Raw genomic sequence first — 17,079 nt, forward strand, 5'->3', positions numbered from 1 at the left:
GCAGCGCGGGGCCTACAGGGCCTTCACCGCGCCCAGCACCTGGGCCAGGGATTCCTTGGCATCGCCAAACAACAGCGAGGTCTGCGGTTCATACAGCAGGTCATTTTCGATGCCCGCGAATCCCGGCCGCATGGACCGCTTCAGGAACACCACCTGCCGCGCCTCCGCCACTTCCAGGATGGGCATGCCGTAGATCGGGGACCCGGAAGAGGTCTTGGCGGCCGGGTTCACCACGTCGTTGGCACCCACCACCAAAGCCACGTCCGCGGTCTTGAACTCCGGATTGATCTCGCCCATCTCCTTCAGTGACTCGTACGGCACATTGGCCTCGGCCAGGAGTACATTCATGTGCCCGGGCATGCGGCCGGCCACCGGATGAATGGCGAAATCCACCTCGATCCCCCTGGCCTCCAAAGCCAGCGCCAGTTCCGCGGCCGTGTGCTGGCCCTGGGCCACCGCGAGTCCGTACCCCGGGACGATGATCACGCGCTGGGCGTAGCCCAGCAGGACCGCCACGTCCTCCGGCGAGGACGAGCGCACCGGACGCTCGCTCACGGCGGTGGATCCCGCCGTCGAGCCTCCCCGGAAAGCACCGAACAGGATGCCCGCCACGCTGCGCCCCATGGCCGCCGCCATGGCCCGGGTGAGGATGGTGCCGGAGGCGCCCACCAGGGTGCCGGCCACCACCAGCAGGACGTTGCCCAGCACCAGGCCGGACGCCGCGACGGCCAGTCCGGTGAACGCGTTGAGCAGCGAGATGACGATGGGCACGTCGGCGCCGCCCACGGGCAGCACCAGCAGGACACCGGCGGCGAGGCCCAGGACCAGCAGGAGGACCGCAAGGGGCAGCGAAGCGGTCGTCACCACGGCCACGCCGGCGGCCACCGCGGCCAGCAGGACCACGGCCATCACCACGGGAAGCCCGGGGAACACCACCGGACGGGTGGTCATGAGCTCCTGCAGCTTGGCGAAGGTGATGCCTGATCCGGCAAAGGACACGGCGCCCACCAGGAGCGTGAAGACAATGGCCACGCGCACCCAGGGATTTTCCGCGTGGCCCAGTTCCAACAGCGCCACCAGGGCCGCCGCCCCGCCGCCTACGCCGTTGAACAGGGCCACCAGCTGCGGCATCTGGGTCATTTTCACGCGGCGTGCCACCGGAGCTGCCACCGCGGAACCGACCGCAATGGCGGCCAGGATCCAGGGAGTGTTCTCCAGCCGGGCGGACAGGAAAACAGTGACGACGGCGATCAGCGCCCCTAGTGCACCCACCAGGTTTCCGCGGCGGGCGGTGCGGGGAGAGCTGAGCCCGCGCAGGGCCAGAATGAAGCAGACCGCCGCGGCGAGGTAGAGCAAGGAGGTCCAGACCGGATCGAGGACGCTCATTTGCCGCCTGCCTTGGGCTCCGCGCCTGTCCTGGCGGCGTCCTTTTTCGCGTGGAACATGTGCAGCATCCGGTCCGTTACCACGAACCCGCCCACCAGGTTGGCGGTGGCAAGGACGACGGCGAGCAGCGCCACGGCCAGGACCCACGGGTTGGCTGCCTGGCCGGCCACGATGATGGCACCCACCAGGATGATGCCGTGGATGGCGTTGGCGCCGGACATCAGCGGGGTGTGCAAAGTGCTGGAGACCTTGGACACCACTTCGAAGCCAACGAACACTGCCAGGACCGTGATGGTCAGCAGGGCTGTTCCGTCCATCAGAGCGCTCCTTCCTGCCGGGCCACAGCTGCCGGTGTCCCTGCTGCCGCAGCCGCACGTGCTGCCAGCAGCTCCGCGGTGGGCTGGTGCCGTACCTCCCCGGCGTGGGTGAGGCAGGCGCCCGCCACCACTTCGTCATCGAAGTCGAGGACAAGCGCACCGTCCCGGACCATGAGTGCCAACAGGTTGGCCACGTTTTTGGCGTAGAGGCGGGAGGCGTCCGAGGCCATGGCGGAGGCGGCGTCCTTCAGCCCCACCAGCGTGATGTGCCCGGTGCCGTCGCCCGTGGGGATGGGGATGTCCCGGCCGGGCACGGAGCCCTCCACGTTCCCGCCGGACTCTGCCGCCAGGTCGACGACGACCGAGCCCGGGCGCATGCCCTGCACCATCTCGCGGGTCACCAGGAGGGGCGCCGGGCGCCCGGGGACGGCCGCCGTCGTAATCAATACGTCCGACTGCGCCACGTGCGGTGCCAGCAGCTGCCGTTGCCGGGTGCCGGCGTCGGAGCTTAGCTGGCGGGCATAGCCGCCGGCTGCCTCCGCGGTCTCGAGGTCCAGCCTGATGAAGGTGCCGCCCATGGACGCCACCTCATCGGCGGACGCCGGGCGGATGTCGTTGGCGAAGACGCGGGCACCCAGGCGCTTGGCCGTGCCAATGGCCTGCAGCCCGGCCACACCGGCCCCGAGCACCAGCACGCGGGCCGGCGGGATGGTGCCCGCGGCAGTCATGTACAGGGGGAAGAAGCGGGGCAGCCGGATGGCGGCCTCCAGTACGCAGCGGTACCCGGCCACCAGCGCCTGGGACGTCAGGGCGTCCATGGACTGGGCGCGGGAAATGCGGGGCACCAGTTCCAGGGCAAAGGAGGTCACCCCGTTGTCCGCGAGCGCCTGGACTGCCGGGAGTTCGGACGACGGCGACGCGAGCCCCACGGTCACGGCTCCCTTTTTGAGGCACGCGGCAACGCGCGGGTCCAGGGGACGGACGTGGGCCAGGATGTCGACGGCGGAGATGTCCAGTTCCGGAACAATGGCCGCACCGGCGTTGTGGTATTCGGCGTCTGCGTGTCCGGCCCCGTTCCCCGCACCGGCTTCCACGGCGACGTCAAGTCCCATCCCGGTCAACTGCCTGACGGTATCCGGCGTGGCAGCCACACGCCGCTCACCCTCCCGGCGTTCCCGCGGAATCCCCAGTTTCACCCGCCGACTCCTCTTCCTGACGAGCAATGCAGCGGCTCTGCTGCACGCAGTTGGCTAGAGTCTAGGGCCACTGCCGCCGCTGCGGGAGTAGTGGCGCCGGCTTCGGTGGCAAAGCGTTACCTCAGCCGCACCGGGAACCTCGGTCAGTGCGCGGCCCGGCCCGCTTTGGGGGTGGCAGGGGCGGCCTTGGGTACCGGTCCGCCGTAGTCGAGCGCGATGCGCCGTGCGGCTTCCATCAGCTGGGGCAGGACTGACGCTTCGATGTCCTGGGCCGCAGCCCTGTGGGTCTGCAGCGAAACGTTGGCCGCGGCCACAACCTCATGTCCGCGCAGGACCGGGACGGCCACGCCCCGCAGGCCTTCCTCCAGTTCCTGCGACACCATGGCCCAGCCCCTGGTCCTTGCCGCCTCCACCTCGGCACGCAGGTCCTCGACGCTGCCGATGGAGCGGTCGGTGTAGCGTTGCAGCCGGACCGAGTGGAGGTAGTCCTCCAGCTGCGGCGCGGGGAGCCCCGCAAGGAGGACCCTGCCCATGGAGGTGGCCCAGGCCGGGAAGCGGGTACCCACCGTGATGGACACGCTCAGCAGGCGCGGTGAGGGTATACAGGCGACGTAGACCACGTCACCGCCATCCAGGATGCACAGCGACGTTGTCTCATTGAGCTCCGCCGCCAGGTCCCTCAGATGCGGCTCGGCCACCCGGGGCAGCGTCAGTGCGGCCAGGTATGACCGGCCCACATCCAGGGACCGCGCCGTCAGCTCGAAAGCCGGCCCGTCAGCACGGAGGTAGCCAAGGTCGGCGAGGGTGAGCAGGAAGCGCCGGGCAGATGCCCGGGTCATGTCCGTCCGGGCGGCCACCTGCGACACGGTAAGGCGGGGCTGGTCCGGGGTGAAGGCCAGCAGGACATCAAAGGCCTTCTCAACCGACTTAACGAAGTAGCCTGCCTGCTCCTCCACGTTGCTGTTCCCCTCCGAACCAACCGGGCATGCCGGCACGGGACTGCCGGTCTTTCGCACCTGTTCGATCATATCGGGCGGGGAAGACCCCGCCCGGCGACGGCCAGCCTAGTGGGTATCCCGAAGCCGGACGAGCGTGTCCTGCAGCAGACTGCCCGCTCCGCTGTCCAGGCCCAGAAGTGGCACCATGGCCACCGCCTGCTCCCGAAGGTGGTCCCACCCGTCGATGCACCGCACGCCCATTGCCTGTGCGCAGGCAACGGTGGCGGTGGTATGCCGGGCGTACACGAAGTCGTACAGGACGGCATCCGGGGCCAGTGCGGCACCGCCCCAGGCCGGCACGTCAGACCTGCTTTTTCCAATGGGCGTCGCGTTGACGATCAGGGAAGCACCAGCGGCGGCCTCCTGGGCTTGCTCCCACGTGACGCCGCGCGCGTCGAGGCCCAGCTCGCGCGCAAGCTCCAGCAACTCCGCGGAAGCATGGGGATCGCGGTCGGTGATGGACACAGCCCCCACGTGTTTCCGGATGGCAATGAGGGCCGCACGGGCGGCTCCCCCTGCTCCGAGCAGGAGGGCATGGCGCTGGTAGGTGTTGCCGAGCAGCACTTCGGCAGCGGTGATGTCGGTGTTGTGGCCTTCCAGGCCGCCGCCCGCCCGCAGAAGCAGGTTGCAGGCCCCGCTCAGCCGCACGGACTCGTCAGCATTATCGGCTGTTTCAGCTGCCCAGTGCTTGTGCGGCATGGTCACGTTGGCGGCGAGCATATCCCGTTCCAGGAGCCTCCTGCGGACCTGCGCAAGATCGCCGTGGGGTGGGACATCCCATGCCTCGTACGTCCAGCCGTTGCCCAGCCGGGCCAGAACCGGATTCCAAAGCCCGGGCGACATGGCCTGGGAAGCCGCCGACCCGATCAGGACCAGCCGGAAAGCCTGGGTGCGAGGTTCCATACAAAGATCCACCTTCCGCCGACATCGACGTTGTGATTGCCGTCACCGGCTAGTATCCTCTTTCTAGGCGCATTTCGCACACTTGTTCGGAATGCGTACAAATTAGAAAAAGATCCCCACCTTCAGCGTGGAAGGGACCCCACAATGACCAACATCGCAGCAGGAGCCCAGGCCCAGTCGACGCCTGAGGCGCAGCGCCGTCTCAGGCGCGCAAAAAAGGCAGCGTTGGCAGCCTTCCTCGGCGGCGCACTGGAGTACTACGACTTCTTCATCTACGCCACGGCCGCCTCCCTCGTCTTCTCAAAGATCTTCTTCCCTGCGGGCGATCCCACCGTGGCGCTCATCGCGTCCTTCGCCACCTTCGGTGTCGCCTACGTCGCGAGGCCGTTCGGCGCAGTGGTGTTCGGGCACCTGGGTGACAAGATCGGCCGCAAGAACACCCTCGTGCTCACCCTCGTCCTGATGGGCAGCGCCACCTTCCTGATCGGCGCCCTGCCGGACTTCAGCCTGGCAGGTTACTGGGCCCCCGGACTGCTGGTGGTGCTGCGCCTGCTGCAGGGCCTGTCCGCCGGCGCTGAAACCGCCGGCGCTTCGGCCTTGTCCACGGAGGAAGCCCCCGAGGGCCGCCGTGGTTTCTTCGCCAGCTTCGCCATGAGCGGCATTTCGGCCGGCATCGTGCTGGCGTCCCTTGCCTTCCTGCCCGTGGCTGCCATGAGTGAAGCAGACCGGATCGCCTGGGGCTGGCGGATTCCGTTCTGGCTCTCCCTGGTGGTCCTCATCGTCGCCTATCTCGTACGCCGCTCCCTGGAGGAACCGGAGGTCTTCGAGGAAAAGCATGACCACGGCGAACTGGTGAAGGTCCCCTTCGCCAAGATGTTCCAGACCCACCCCGCCCAGTTCTTCCAGGTGGCGCTGATGTCCTTCGAGACCGTCACCAACACCTTCATGCAGTCCTTTGGCCTGGCCTATGCGGTTTCGGTGGGCGTCCCGGCCTCCACCATGCTGTGGGTCAGCATCGTGGGCAACGTCCTGGCCATCGTCAGCCAGCCCCTGCTGGCGCGGATGTCGGACACCTTTGGCCGCCGTCCCATCTTCATCGGGGGCGTGCTTGGTTCCGGGGCCATGATCTTCGTGTACTTCTGGGTCATTTCCACCGCGAACATCCCCATGATCTTCCTGACCAGCACCCTGATCACGGCCGGCACCTACGCCATGTCCAATGCCATCTACCCGGCCTGGTTCGCGGAGCTGTTCAACGTCAAGGTCCGCTATTCGGGCATGGCCATCGGCCTGCAGATCGGCATCCTCTGCGCCGGCTTCACGCCGCTGCTCGGCACTGCCCTGGTGGGTGCGGACAAGGCGAACTGGGGACCGGCTGCCTGGATCGTTGCCGGTTCATCCGTCCTTGCCGTCGCAGGTGCCTGGTGGGCGCGCGAGACCGCCAAGACCCCGTTGCGCGAGCTGGGCAACCACGTGCGGTAGGGGCCTTCCCGGCAACGCAGCGAACAAAAGGCGGACGACGGCGGGAGGCACCCGCCGTCGTCCGTTCCCTTTTTCGCCTTATTGTCCGGCCGGCGCCGCCGGGGCGCTGGCCGGGGCTGTAGCCCCGTTGTTCTGGCTACGCCGTCCCTGGCCCGGTGTTTGGGTCCCGGCATTGTTGCCGTTGCCGGCACCCGCGCGGCCATTGGTTCCCTGGAAGTTCCCCGCATTGGTGCGGGCGCCCCGGGCACCCGTGTCCAGCTGTTTCTGCACCATGGAGCCGCCGAAGAACCCGGCCACCACCAACAGCACGCACACCAGGACCTTCGTGGAGCGGCCCGGCGTATAACGCTTCCTGGGAATGAAGGGCTCGTCGTCGGGTTGGGCCTCTGCGGGTTCGTCGGGGAAGGGCGCGGGCTCCCCGCCCGAGGCCGTCAGGAAGACCGGAGCCGGCAGAGCCTCGGTGACATCGGCGGTGTCCGGATTGCTTGGACTGGAACTGTTCACTGGATTCCTATTCATAGCGGAGGGCATCAATGGGCCGCAGCTTCGCGGCCTTGTTGGCGGGGTAGACCCCAAATACCAGTCCAATGACGGCGGATACCGCCAGGGACAGCCAGACTGTCCATGCCTGCACCTCGGGTTGTACACCGAGAACCGGGAATGCGCTGCCGGCGAAGCCGACGGCGATCCCGGCCACTCCACCGATTACGGAAATCACCAGGGATTCGATCAGGAACTGCGTCACGATGCTGCCCCTGGACGCACCGATGGCCTTCCGGATGCCGATCTCGCGGGTACGTTCGGTCACGGTGACCAGCATGATGTTCATGACACCGATCCCTCCCACCAGGAGGCTGATGGCCGCCACGGCGCCGAGCAGGATGGTCAGTGTCTGGGTGGTGTTGGTGGCGGTGGTGAGGATCTGCGCCTGGTTGCGCACCTGGTAGTCGCGGTTGGTGGAGTCAACGTGGTGGCGGGCGTCCAGGATCATCTGGATCTCGTTTTGTGCCTGGTTCATGACGTCCGCGGAGGCAGCCTGCACGGTAATCGATGCCAGCGTGGGCGCGTACCCGGTGAATTTGTTCTGCGCGGCGGAGAACGGCACCACCACGATGTCATCCGGATCGTTCAGGCCCGTGGACCCCTTGACTGCGAGGACGCCGGACACCGTGAAGTTCTGGCCGTTCAGCTGGATGGTCTGGCCCACCGCGGAACCGGTGGCGTTGCCGAAGAGGTCGCTGGCCACCGTGTTGCCGATGACGGCCACGGGGTTCCCCGCCTGCTGGTCGGCGTCGGTAAAGGACGCCCCGGACGCCATGGCGCTGTTGGTGATATCGAAGTACGACGCCGTGGTCCCCAGGAAGCTCGCCACGGAATGGGTGGCGCTGGTGTACGTTGCGGTGACGCCCTGCGCCTGGGCGATCGGTGCCGTCCGGGCCACATCCGGCGCCAGCACAGCGTCCGTGAGCGCGTGCTCGTCGTCGAGGGTGAGGTTGGTGCTGCGGGTGCGGCTTGTCCCGGCCTGGCCGCCCGTGCTGCGTCCCCCCACGCTGGTGGAACGGCTGACGGTCAGGACGTTCGTGCCCAGCTTGCCGATCTGGGCCTTGATGTTGTTGCTGGTCCCGGCCCCGACCGCGAGCAGGATGATGACAGCGGCAATGCCGATCAGGATTCCCAGCGTGGTGAGTACCGAACGCATCTTGTTGGCGGCCACCCCGGACAGGGCGAACCGCGCGGATTCGAGAAGGTTCACGGCGCCACCGCAAAGGTTCCCGCGGGCACCGGTTGCTGCCGGACATCGGATACGATCCTGCCGTCCTGCATCCGCACCACCCGGCCGGCACGCTCTGCGACGTCCATTTCGTGGGTGATCATCACGATGGTCCGCCCACTGGCGTGCAGGGTCCCGAAGAGATCCAGGATCTCGGCCGAGGACCGCGAATCCAGCGCTCCGGTGGGCTCATCGGCCAGAAGGAGGACCGGGTTGGTCACCAGGGCCCTGGCGATGGCGACGCGCTGCTGCTGGCCGCCCGAAAGCTGCGACGGCTTGTGTCCCGCCCGGCTGGACAGTCCCACGGTATCCAGCATGGCAAGCGCGCGGCTGCGCCGCTCGTGCCGCCCCACTTTCGCGTAGGCGAGCGGCATGGCCACATTGTCCACGGCCCTGGTCCTTGAGATCAGGTTGAAGTTCTGGAACACAAAGCCGATCTTGCGGTTGCGGATCTGTGCCTGCTGGTATTCATCCAGTTCCCGGGTGTTGATGCCGTCCAGGCGGTAGCTTCCCGTGCTCGGGGCATCGAGGCAGCCGATGATGTTCATCATGGTGGACTTGCCGGATCCCGAAGCCCCAATAATGGCCACGAAGTCGCCCCGCTCGATCGAGATGTCCACCTTGTCCAGTGCGCGGACCTCAGCCTCGCCCCTGCCGTAGACCTTGCTGACGCCGGACAGTTCGATGACAGTGGGCATGTCTACTGGCCGCCGTTCCGGGCGCCGCCCCGGTTGCTGCCGCCGCCCAGCCCCCCGGCGCCGAAGCCGCCGCCGGTCGGGGTGCTGCCGGTGTCAAGGGTGCTGGAGATGGCGGGCAGTTCAACCTGGTCCCCTTCGGCGAGGCCGGTCAGGACCTGGGTACGCCCGTTGGCGCTGATCCCCGTGGTGACCGTTACCGGTGTGGGGGTGCCGTTTTTCAGGACGTTGACGGTCTGCCGGTTACCCGTAGTGGTGATGGCCAGGCTGGGGACCACCAGGGCGTCGTCGGCCGTGGCCGTCGTGACCGAAATGTTGGCACTCTGGCCAAGCCTCAGCCCTGCCGGCGGATTGGCGATGGAGACCGTCACCGGGTAGGTGACCACGCCGTTGGTCGTGCTCGCGGTCTGGGCTATGGAGACCACCTTGCCGGTGACTGGTGCCGCGGCCGGGTCCTGTGCCAGTGCGGGAAAAGTGAATTGGGCCGTCTGGTCCGGTTTCATGCTGGTGACGTCGGATTCAGAGAAGCCAGCCACCACCTGCAGGTGGCCCGTGTCGCTGATGGTGACCAGGCCGCTGCCGGAGCTTGCCCCGCCGGACGACGAGCTCGCCGACGAGGCGGACGCGGCCGCCCCGGTGCCGCCACTGGCTGCCGTCCCGGAGGAACCTGCCGAGGAAGCCGGGGAGGACCCCGTCAGCGCGCCGGCCGTCGCACTGACCGAGGTGACGGTTCCGGCCACGGGTGAGGTCAGATTGCAGGCGGCGAGGTTTGCCTTGTCGGTGTCGACGGCGAGTTGGGCGCTGGTGACGTTGGTGCCCCCTGCCGAGGCCGCGCTGTTCTGGGCGTTGCCCAGGGCGGTGGTGGCGGAGGCGACCTGCTGCTTGTCCTTGAGCTGCGTGGACGCCTCCTGGTTCTGGGCCTGGGTCAGCGCGGCCTGGTCCTTGGCCAGCTGGTTTTGGGCTGCCGCCACCGGGTCCGTCCAGTTGGCAGGTTTCGGGCTGGGGACGGGCACGGACTGCGCGGCAGTCACGGCAGCGTTATCGGCATCGACAGCTTTCTGGGCCGCGGACACAGTTGCCGACTGCTGGGACGCGTCCAGGCCGGCGGACTGCTGGGCGTTGACCAGGGCCTGGTTTGCGGTGGCCACCTGCCCGGCGGCGGATACCTGCTGCTGGTTGGCCTGGGCCGTCACTGAATCGAGTTGGGCCTGGGCGGCGTTGAGGGCGTTCTGGGCGTTGGTGGGATCGATGGACAGCAGCGGCTGGCCGGCGGTCACCTGCTGGCCCAGTGTTGCTGCCACCGAAAGGATCACGCCGCTGCAGTTTTGCGCGTTGACCACCGTGGTGGTTTGCGGGGCGACATTGCCCGAGGCTGTGGCCACCGAGGAGATGGCTGCCTTGCTCACCGTTACCGTTCTCGTGGCCGCCGCCGGGGTGGTGGATCCAGCCGCGGTAGCCGTGAGATAGGTGCCTGCGCCGAGGGCCACGATGACGGCGCCCAGGCCCAGGTTGATAACGAGGGTTTTTGAGGTCATGGCTGGACCCTAAAAGGGCCGCCTGAAGAAATGCCGTGAAATTAGTGGGAGCAGGGCGATTGAGACTTAATGTTTCGTTCCAACCAGGTTCACCCGCCTGCAAATGGAGCTACCCCCGCGCAGTGAGGTCTGCGGAGATGAGCCTGGCGGTGGCCATGATTTCCTGTGCCACCGACGCGAGGTAGCCTTCGGGGTCAGGCTTGGCCTCGACTGACTGGGCCTGCAGCGACACGTTCACGGCTGCCACCACCTTGGCACCGTCATACACGGGCGCCGCGACGGACATGAGGCCAAGTTCCAGTTCCTGGTTGAGCAGGCACCAGCCTTGCGCGCGGACGGTTTCCAGGACGGCCAGCAACTCGGCCGCTGTGCCCAGGGCACGCGGAGTGAGCGGCTTGATGTCCGCGGCCGCCAGGTACTCCTTGAGCTCGGCAGGGGGCAGGTGCGCGAGCAGTACCCGGCCCATCGACGTGGCGTACGCGGGGAAGCGGGTGCCCACTGTGATGCCGATGGTCATGATCCGGCGGGTGGTGACCCGGGCAATGTAGGCGATGTCGGTGCCGTCCAGCACGGCAGCGGAGGTGGACTCGCCCAGCTTCAGGGACAGTTCCTCCAGGTGTGGCTGCGCCAGCTGTGGCAGGGACAGCCCCGAGAGGTACGCGTACCCCAGCTGGAGGACCTTGGCCGTCAGGGCGAACGTCTTGCCGTCGGTCCGGACGTACCCCAGTTCCACCAGGGTGTGCAGGAACCGGCGGGCGGTGGCGCGCGTCAGGTCGGTGCGGGAGGCGACCTCGCTGAGCGTCATGACGGGACGCTCAGCGTCGAAGGCCCGGATCACGGCCAGGCCCCGGGCCAGCGACTGGACATACTGGTCGCTGGCCTGCGGGGCTGTCCTGGTCTCTGTCCCTGCGGCGTCGGTCATGGTTACCAATCCTAGGGGCGTCCTCAGGCAGACGCGGCCTTGAGGGGGACGGGGATGAGCTCCTGGAGTTCTTCGAGGGTGCAGCCGAAGGTTTCGCGGACGGTCACGCCCTCGGGGCCGGTGAGGAACACGCCCCTGTCGGTGTAGACGCGGGTGACGCAGCCGACGCCGGTGACCGGGTAGGTGCAGGCGTCCACGATCTTCGAGGCGCCCTCGCGCGTGAGGAGGGTCATCATGACGAAGACGTCCTTGGCGCCGGTGGCGAGGTCCATGGCACCGCCGACGGCGGGAATCGCGCCGGGTGCGCCAGTGTGCCAGTTGGCCAGGTCGCCGGTGACGGAGACTTGGAACGCGCCCAGCACGCAGATGTCCAGGTGCCCGCCACGCATCATCGCGAACGAGTCCGCGTGGTGGAAGTACGACGCGCCGGGGAGTTCGGTGACCGGAATCTTGCCGGCGTTGATCAGGTCCTCGTCGATCTCATCCCCCTTGGCCTCGGGGCCCATGCCGAGCATCCCGTTCTCCGTGTGGAGGGTGATGTTCTGTTCCTCGGTGAGGTAGTTGGACACCAGCGTTGGCTGGCCGATGCCCAGGTTCACGAAGGACCCGGGCGCGATGTCGCGGGCTACCAGCTTGGCGAGGTCATCGCGGCCGAGGGCGGTTTCGGAGGTCTTGATGCTGGTGTCGGTGAGGCTCATTTCAGGCCGCCTTTCCTGCCGTGGTGGAGGTGCCCAGGCCGCTGCCGGCAACCTTGACGATGCTGTTGACGAAGATGCCGGGGGTCACGATGTTCTCCGGGTCCAGGACGCCGGTGGGGACGATGTCGGACACCTGCACAATGGTGTGTTTCGCGGCGGCGGCCATGATGGGGCCGAAGTTGCGGGCGGTCTTGCGGTAGACGAGGTTGCCTTTCCCGTCCGCCTTGAGTGCCTTGATCAGTGCGACGTCGGCGTGGATGGGGGTCTCGAAGACCTGCCATTTGCCGTCCAGGAACCGGGTTTCCTTGCCCTCGGCCAGCATGGTGCCGTAGCCGGTGGGGGTGAAGAACCCGCCGATGCCGGCACCGGCGGCGCGGATGCGTTCGGCGAGGTTGCCCTGCGGCACCAGTTCGAGCTCGATCTGGCCGGCCTTGTACTTGGCGTCGAAGTGCCAGGAATCGGACTGCCGCGGGAAGGAGCAGATCATCTTCTTCACCCGGCCTTCCTTGATGAGCAGCGCCAGGCCCTGGTCACCCTGCCCGGCATTGTTGTTCACCACCGTCAGCTCCGTGGCACCGCACTCCAGCAGCGCGTCGATCAGCTCAAACGGCTGGCCGGCGTTGCCGAACCCGCCGATCATCACGGTGGAGCCGTCCTTGATCCCGGCCACGGCCTCCTGGACCGACTCAACAAAGTTCAGCATTACTTACGCCTTTCCAGCGGTGACGTTTTCGAGGACGACGGCCAGGCCCTGGCCGACGCCGATGCAGATGGCGGCCACGCCCCAGCGTTCCCCGGAGGCCTGCAGGGACCGGGCCAGGGTGCCCAGGATCCGGGTCCCGGAAGCACCCAGCGGGTGGCCCATCGCGATGGCGCCGCCGTGCCGGTTCACAATGTTGTGGTCGATGCCCCAGGCGTTGATGCAGGCCAGGGACTGCGCGGCGAAGGCTTCGTTAAGTTCGACGGCGCCCACCTGGTCCCAGCCGATGCCCGCCTTTTCGAGGGCCTTGTTCGCCGCCTCGACGGGGCCGTAGCCGAAGTACTGAGGGTCGTTGGCGTGCGCGCCGCGCCCGGCAATACGGGCCAGCGGATCCAACCCCAGCAGCCCGGCGGCCGCCTCGGACCCCACCCAGGCCGCGGAGGCGCCGTCGGACAACGGCGACGCGTTGCCGGCGGTAACCGTGCCGTTCTCGGTCCGGAACACCGTCTTGAGCCCCGCAAGCTTCTCCGCGGACGAGCCGGGGCGCACCCCTTCGTCCCGCACCAGGTCCGTTCCCGGCACCGGAGCCACCAGGTTGTCATAGAACCCTTCGTCCCAGGCGGCGGCGGACAGGTTGTGCGAGGCCGCGGCGAACTCGTCCTGCGCCTCCCGGGTGACCCCGTACTTCTCGCGGAGCCGCTCGGTGGCCTCGCCCAGGGAAATGGTCCACTCCTTGGGCATCGCCTTGTTCACCAGGCGCCAGCCCAGCGTGGTGGACGCCAGGGTCATGTCGCCGGCCGGGTACGGCTTCTCCGTCTTCGGCAAAACCCACGGGGCACGGGACATCGATTCCGCACCACCGACGAGCAGCAGGTCGGCGTCGCCGGCATTGATCTGGCGGGACGCGATGATCGCCGCATCCAGCGAGGACCCACAGAGCCGGTTTACGGTCGTGCCCGGGATCGACACCGGCAGCCCGGCCAGCAGGGTGCCCATCCGGGCGATGTTGCGGTTTTCCTCGCCGGCGCCGTTCGCGTTGCCGAACACCACCTCATCAATCCGCTCAACATCAAGACCCGGAGCGCGCCGCACCGACTCCTTGATCACGTGCGCGGCAAGGTCATCCGGACGCACAGCGGCAAGCCCGGAGCCGAACTTACCGAACGGGGTGCGCACGGCGTCGTACACAAAAGCCTGGTTCATGAAGGTTCATCCATTTCTTTGAAGACCTGCTGGGCGGTCTTGAAGGCGGTGTTGGCGGAGGGAACTCCGCAGTAGATGGCGGTCTGCAGCAGGATTTCCTTGATCTCGTCCCTGCTGAGGCCGTTGGTGATGGCAGCACGGATGTGCATGGCCAACTCCTCCCAGTGGCCGTGCGCCACCATGGCGGTAATGGTGACCGCGGAGCGCATCTGCCGGGTCAGGCCGGGACGGGTCCAGATGCCGCCCCAGGCGATGCGGGTGATCATGTCCTGGAAGTCGTCGGTGAACTCGTCCTTGTTGGCGTTGGCACGGTCCACGTGTGCATCACCCAGGACTTCACGCCGGACCACCATGCCGCCGTCGTAAATTTCCTGGCTGGTGGCGCCGGGTTGGACTACGCCGCGACGGTCAGCAGACTGCCGTTCCGCGCCGCTCATTTGGCTGCCGCCCGCGATTCGACCCAGCTGATCAGGCTGCGCATGAGATCGGCGACATGCGCCGGGGCCTCGGCGGGAGCCAGGTGGGCGATCCCCTCGATGGTGACAGCCGTGGCGGTGCCGCCCCCGGCGGTGATGCCCGCAGCCACTTCCTCCGCCATGGCCGGGGTAGCCACACCGTCCAGTGCACCGGCGATGACCTGGGTGGGGACGGTGATGCCGCCGAGCTCATTGCGGACGTCAAAGGCGGCCAGCGCTTCGCAGCAGAAGGCGTAGCTGAAACGGTCCGCGTCCCGGAGGGAATGCAGGAGCCGGCTGCTGAATTCGGGTTCCCGGTCCATGAAGCCCGGGGCGAACCAGCGCTGCGCGGAGCCCTGGATCATTACCGGCGTGCCCTGGGTGCGGACGGTTTCGGCGCGCTCCAGCCAGCCCTCGGGGGTACCGATCTTGGCGCCGCTGTTCTGCACGGACAGGCTCTTGAGGCGCTCCCCGTGCCTGATGCCCAGCTGGAGCCCCACGGCACCCCCCAGGGAAACACCGGCGTAGTGGAAATTCTCACCGGGGGCGATCGAATCAACCAGGTCCACCAGAGCGTCAGCCAGCGCGGCGACGTCGAACGCGGCGGTGGCGACCGGAGAAACCCCGTGGCCTGGCAGGTCCCACGCCACCACGTCGTAGTCATGGCCGAGCAGGGATGCCACCCTGTTCCACAGGATCGACGAGGTGCCCAGGGACGGACCGGCCACCACCAGGGGGTGGTCGCCCAGGGGTCGCTGGGGGGACAGCAGCGCTGCTTTCAGGGCCGGTTTAGCCATGGGAAGCTCCATTCGCGTCGGGGGAAACAAAGTCAGGGAAGGCTGCCAGGATGCGGCGGGTAATCTCCGCCGACTGGCCAAGGTAGCTGGCGGGGTCCAGGAGCTCTTCCAGCCGTGCATCAGGGACGACGAGGGCGGGAACTGCGTCACGGACCAGCTTGCGGTACGTGGCGGCCTGCTCTGCGGGGGGCACCTGCAGCGTTTGGTCCACCACGTGCTGCAGCTGCTGCTGGCCGCTGCGGCCGTCCTGCTCCGTCAGCAGTGGGGCCACTGCGGTGCTAACGCCTTCGGCCAGCAGCAGCGGTCCGGCAAGCTCCAGGTTGCGGCGCATGGCGGCCGGGAACACGCCCAGCCCTTCAGCGAGTTCCCGGATGTGCCCGGCCGCACCGAGGGTGAGGGCCAGCAGCTGCCGCAGTGCCGGCCACTCGGTATGCCAGGCCCCGTCCGGGCGTTCGTCGTTGAAGTTGGCGGCCGCCACGTGCAGCTGGGCTGCCAGCTGTGGCGCCTGCAGGGCGGCACTGCGGACCAGGACGGACAGTACGGGGTTCTGTTTCTGCGGCATGGCGGAGGACACCCCGCGGCCGGCGGCGCGCGGCTCGGCGAGCTCGGCCACTTCCGGACGGCTCAGGAACAGGACATCCGCGGCGATCTTGCCGAAGGCGTCCAGTACAGAGGCGAGAGCGTGCCCGAGGGACGTGATGGCAAGGCGGTTGGTGTGCCAGGGAGCCGGGGCCGGGGCCAGGCCAAGCTGGGCTGCCAGGTTGTCGGCAAGGCTGAACGGCGTCGCGTGCGAGCCCTCTGTCAGCACGGTTCCGGCCGCGAGAGTTCCGGCCGCACCGCCGAACTGGACCGGGAACTGCAGTGCCTCCAGCTGGCGGCCCGCGGCGGCCACGCCCTGGAACCACTGCGCCGCCCGAAGCCCGAAGGTGTAAGGAAGCGAATGCTGCGTCAGGCTCCTGCCCACGCACAGGGTGTCCCCATGCTGCCCGGCCAGGTGCGCGAGCGCCGCCGTGGTGCCTTTCAGGTCCGCCAGGACCGCGTGGACGGTGTTGCGGGCCAGCAGCATCAGGGCGGTGTCCAGGACGTCCTGGCTGGTCAGCGAGGTGTGCACCGCCCGCGCCGCACCAACTCCGGCGGTGTCCAGCGCCGCAACCTTCTTCCGGAGGTCCGCCAGCAGCGGGATTACCGGGTTGCCGCCGCCCTGGGCACGCAGCGCAGTATCGGCCAGGTCGTAGCGCCCCGCCTCAGCGGCGGAGGCCACGACGGCGGCGGCACCGGCAGGTGCCAGGCCCGCCCGTTGCAGCACGGCGGCCCAGCCCGATTCGACGGCGAGGATCGCCGCCAGCACTGCCCGGTCCCCCGTCAGCGCCGCCACCAAGGGTGACGCTGAGACGGGACTGAGCAGGCCGGCGTCGGCCTCTTCCGCGAAGGCGCGCAGATCTCCCGTGGCGGCGGCGTGGGTCACTGGAAGTCCAGGAAGACCGTCTCGTCCCCGCCCTGGAGACGGATGTCCCAGGTGAGGCCGCCGTCGGGATCGCGGCGGGCGATCAGCGTCTTGCGGCGCTCGGGGTCGAGCGCGCTGAGCAGGGGGTCGTTGGCCAGGGCCTCGGTGTCCTCGGGGAGGTAGATGCGGGTGAACAGTCGGTTGGTGAGGCCCCGGGCGAAGAGCGCCACGGAGATGAAGGGTGCGGCACCCGGCTTGGTGGGGCCGGGGTTGACGGTGGTGAAGGTGAACACGCCGGTGTTGCCCACGGCGCCGCGGCCCCAGCCGGTGAAGGTGTAGCCGTCACGGACCAGGGACCCGGTGCGCTGGACGATGTTGCCCTCCGCGTCGGGCTGCCAGATTTCCAGGATGGCGTCCGGAATGGTGTGCCCGGCGCCGTCATACACGGTGCCCTGCAGGCGGATGGAACCGGGTGAGCCCGGGGCCAGGAGTTCGTTGTCCTTCTCGAACGGGAGGGCGTAGCCGTAGAACGGGCCCACGGTCTGGCCGGGGGTGGGTACCAGTTTGGTGCTCATCT

At 68.0% G+C, this 17,079-nt stretch carries 18 protein-coding genes; 1 reads left to right on the forward strand and 17 read right to left on the reverse strand.

Annotation, left to right across the window (positions count from 1 at the left end; all coding sequences use genetic code 11):
• Nucleotides 1-12: 12 nt before the first annotated feature.
• From J2X98_RS14020 to J2X98_RS14040, 5 genes are all read right to left on the reverse strand, one after another.
• On the reverse strand, nt 13-1,386 hold the full coding sequence (locus tag J2X98_RS14020; RefSeq protein WP_307309222.1) for an NAD(P)(+) transhydrogenase (Re/Si-specific) subunit beta: 1,374 nt from the start codon (nt 1,384-1,386) through the stop codon (nt 13-15).
• Nucleotides 1,383-1,703, reverse strand: a complete 321-nt coding sequence (locus tag J2X98_RS14025) for an NAD(P) transhydrogenase subunit alpha (protein ID WP_141944961.1) — start codon at nt 1,701-1,703, stop codon at nt 1,383-1,385. Before J2X98_RS14025 ends, J2X98_RS14020 begins: the two co-directional genes overlap by 4 nt.
• Nucleotides 1,703-2,899 (reverse strand): Re/Si-specific NAD(P)(+) transhydrogenase subunit alpha, encoded by a 1,197-nt coding sequence (locus J2X98_RS14030; RefSeq protein ID WP_307309226.1) that lies wholly within the window; start codon nt 2,897-2,899, stop codon nt 1,703-1,705. Before J2X98_RS14030 ends, J2X98_RS14025 begins: the two co-directional genes overlap by 1 nt.
• Before the next feature lie 143 nt (nt 2,900-3,042).
• The gene (locus tag J2X98_RS14035) at nt 3,043-3,855 is read right to left on the reverse strand and encodes an IclR family transcriptional regulator domain-containing protein (protein WP_307309332.1); all 813 of its coding nucleotides are present in this window, start codon (nt 3,853-3,855) and stop codon (nt 3,043-3,045) included.
• A 108-nt stretch (nt 3,856-3,963) separates the two neighbouring features.
• Nucleotides 3,964-4,800, reverse strand: a complete 837-nt coding sequence (locus J2X98_RS14040; RefSeq protein WP_307309230.1) for a shikimate dehydrogenase family protein — start codon at nt 4,798-4,800, stop codon at nt 3,964-3,966.
• Between the two features lie 144 nt (nt 4,801-4,944).
• Between J2X98_RS14040 and J2X98_RS14045 the strand changes: the two genes are divergently transcribed.
• Nucleotides 4,945-6,282 carry an MFS transporter gene (locus tag J2X98_RS14045; protein ID WP_307309232.1) on the forward strand — a complete coding sequence of 446 codons (1,338 nt, stop codon included), beginning with the start codon at nt 4,945-4,947 and terminating at the stop codon, nt 6,280-6,282.
• Nucleotides 6,283-6,360: 78 nt separating this feature from the next.
• Here the strand turns inward: J2X98_RS14045 and J2X98_RS14050 are convergent, their stop codons facing one another.
• The 12 genes from J2X98_RS14050 to pcaG form a co-directional block, all read right to left on the reverse strand.
• Nucleotides 6,361-6,786 (reverse strand): hypothetical protein, encoded by a 426-nt coding sequence (locus J2X98_RS14050; protein ID WP_141944954.1) that lies wholly within the window; start codon nt 6,784-6,786, stop codon nt 6,361-6,363.
• A 7-nt stretch (nt 6,787-6,793) separates the two neighbouring features.
• A complete protein-coding gene (locus J2X98_RS14055) occupies nt 6,794-8,035 on the reverse strand; it encodes an ABC transporter permease (RefSeq protein WP_141944952.1) in 1,242 nt (413 codons plus the stop codon).
• A complete protein-coding gene (locus J2X98_RS14060) occupies nt 8,032-8,751 on the reverse strand; it encodes an ABC transporter ATP-binding protein (RefSeq protein ID WP_307309241.1) in 720 nt (239 codons plus the stop codon). Before J2X98_RS14060 ends, J2X98_RS14055 begins: the two co-directional genes overlap by 4 nt.
• 2 nt (nt 8,752-8,753) lie before the next feature.
• On the reverse strand, nt 8,754-10,283 hold the full coding sequence (locus tag J2X98_RS14065; RefSeq protein ID WP_307309244.1) for an efflux RND transporter periplasmic adaptor subunit: 1,530 nt from the start codon (nt 10,281-10,283) through the stop codon (nt 8,754-8,756).
• A 109-nt stretch (nt 10,284-10,392) separates the two neighbouring features.
• Nucleotides 10,393-11,205 carry an IclR family transcriptional regulator domain-containing protein gene (locus tag J2X98_RS14070; RefSeq protein ID WP_307309247.1) on the reverse strand — a complete coding sequence of 271 codons (813 nt, stop codon included), beginning with the start codon at nt 11,203-11,205 and terminating at the stop codon, nt 10,393-10,395.
• 23 nt (nt 11,206-11,228) lie between these two features.
• A complete protein-coding gene (locus tag J2X98_RS14075; protein ID WP_141944941.1) occupies nt 11,229-11,903 on the reverse strand; it encodes a 3-oxoacid CoA-transferase subunit B in 675 nt (224 codons plus the stop codon).
• 1 nt (nt 11,904) lies between these two features.
• A complete protein-coding gene (locus tag J2X98_RS14080; RefSeq protein WP_307309253.1) occupies nt 11,905-12,606 on the reverse strand; it encodes a 3-oxoacid CoA-transferase subunit A in 702 nt (233 codons plus the stop codon).
• 3 nt (nt 12,607-12,609) lie between these two features.
• Nucleotides 12,610-13,806: a thiolase family protein gene (locus J2X98_RS14085; RefSeq protein ID WP_307309256.1), complete on the reverse strand. Its 1,197-nt coding sequence runs from the start codon at nt 13,804-13,806 to the stop codon at nt 12,610-12,612.
• Nucleotides 13,803-14,243: a 4-carboxymuconolactone decarboxylase gene (pcaC, locus tag J2X98_RS14090; RefSeq protein WP_141944935.1), complete on the reverse strand. Its 441-nt coding sequence runs from the start codon at nt 14,241-14,243 to the stop codon at nt 13,803-13,805. The genes J2X98_RS14085 and pcaC overlap by 4 nt, the downstream gene beginning before the upstream one ends.
• The gene (locus J2X98_RS14095; protein WP_307309260.1) at nt 14,240-15,058 is read right to left on the reverse strand and encodes an alpha/beta fold hydrolase; all 819 of its coding nucleotides are present in this window, start codon (nt 15,056-15,058) and stop codon (nt 14,240-14,242) included. The genes pcaC and J2X98_RS14095 overlap by 4 nt, the downstream gene beginning before the upstream one ends.
• Complete coding sequence (locus tag J2X98_RS14100; RefSeq protein ID WP_307309262.1) at nt 15,051-16,523, reverse strand: lyase family protein; 1,473 nt, start codon at nt 16,521-16,523, stop codon at nt 15,051-15,053. The genes J2X98_RS14095 and J2X98_RS14100 overlap by 8 nt, the downstream gene beginning before the upstream one ends.
• Entirely contained in the window at nt 16,520-17,077 is a 558-nt protein-coding gene (gene pcaG / locus J2X98_RS14105; RefSeq protein WP_141944929.1) for a protocatechuate 3,4-dioxygenase subunit alpha, read from the reverse strand. The genes J2X98_RS14100 and pcaG overlap by 4 nt, the downstream gene beginning before the upstream one ends.
• Between the last annotated feature and the right edge of the window lie 2 nt (nt 17,078-17,079).

It is taken from the genome of Pseudarthrobacter enclensis, from assembly GCF_030811655.1.
Classification (GTDB): domain Bacteria; phylum Actinomycetota; class Actinomycetes; order Actinomycetales; family Micrococcaceae; genus Arthrobacter; species Arthrobacter enclensis_A.

Bases quoted from the DNA above. Each gene is read 5' to 3' on its own strand.
- J2X98_RS14020 (WP_307309222.1), bottom strand. From the start codon at position 1,386: ATGAGCGTCCTCGATCCGGTCTGGACCTCCTTGCTCTACCTCGCCGCG.
- J2X98_RS14025 (WP_141944961.1), bottom strand. From the start codon at position 1,703: ATGGACGGAACAGCCCTGCTGACCATCACGGTCCTGGCAGTGTTCGTT.
- J2X98_RS14040 (WP_307309230.1), bottom strand. From the start codon at position 4,800: ATGGAACCTCGCACCCAGGCTTTCCGGCTGGTCCTGATCGGGTCGGCG.
- J2X98_RS14045 (WP_307309232.1), top strand. From the start codon at position 4,945: ATGACCAACATCGCAGCAGGAGCCCAGGCCCAGTCGACGCCTGAGGCG.
- J2X98_RS14060 (WP_307309241.1), bottom strand. From the start codon at position 8,751: ATGCCCACTGTCATCGAACTGTCCGGCGTCAGCAAGGTCTACGGCAGG.
- J2X98_RS14065 (WP_307309244.1), bottom strand. From the start codon at position 10,283: ATGACCTCAAAAACCCTCGTTATCAACCTGGGCCTGGGCGCCGTCATC.
- J2X98_RS14070 (WP_307309247.1), bottom strand. From the start codon at position 11,205: ATGACCGACGCCGCAGGGACAGAGACCAGGACAGCCCCGCAGGCCAGC.
- J2X98_RS14075 (WP_141944941.1), bottom strand. From the start codon at position 11,903: ATGAGCCTCACCGACACCAGCATCAAGACCTCCGAAACCGCCCTCGGC.
- J2X98_RS14080 (WP_307309253.1), bottom strand. From the start codon at position 12,606: ATGCTGAACTTTGTTGAGTCGGTCCAGGAGGCCGTGGCCGGGATCAAG.
- J2X98_RS14085 (WP_307309256.1), bottom strand. From the start codon at position 13,806: ATGAACCAGGCTTTTGTGTACGACGCCGTGCGCACCCCGTTCGGTAAG.
- pcaC (WP_141944935.1), bottom strand. From the start codon at position 14,243: ATGAGCGGCGCGGAACGGCAGTCTGCTGACCGTCGCGGCGTAGTCCAA.
- J2X98_RS14095 (WP_307309260.1), bottom strand. From the start codon at position 15,058: ATGGCTAAACCGGCCCTGAAAGCAGCGCTGCTGTCCCCCCAGCGACCC.
- pcaG (WP_141944929.1), bottom strand. From the start codon at position 17,077: ATGAGCACCAAACTGGTACCCACCCCCGGCCAGACCGTGGGCCCGTTC.